General features: G+C 73.5%; 1 pseudogene. It reads right to left on the bottom strand.

The features are described 5' to 3' along the window. Positions 1 to 264, bottom strand: a pseudogene (locus ACQG3P_RS20035) (bifunctional lysylphosphatidylglycerol flippase/synthetase MprF); the annotation flags it as partial.

Genomic DNA, 264 nt, shown 5'->3' with positions numbered 1-264 from the left:
CGCCGAGCTCGCGTACGGCCTGCGCCGACACGGGCAATGCGAGTGCGGCGGCGCCCGGTTCCAGCAGGATCGCCAGCGCCAACAGCAGCCAGGCGCCGAACACGAAACCCAGCGTGCTCATCAGGACCACCTGGCCGATCTCGGCCAGGCTCAGCCCGGCGCCGCCATAGCCGCGCAGGCGCACGGCACCGCCGGTCAGGGCCGCAAAGCCCAGCGTCTGCCCCAGGGTGTGGGCGAGGAAGGCAGTGATGCCCACCCGGGCCG

Origin of the sequence: Stenotrophomonas sp. SrG, assembly GCF_050031795.1 — a bacterium.
GTDB lineage: Bacteria > Pseudomonadota > Gammaproteobacteria > Xanthomonadales > Xanthomonadaceae > Stenotrophomonas > Stenotrophomonas rhizophila_A.
This window is presented reverse-complemented; position numbering and strand designations above follow the sequence as displayed.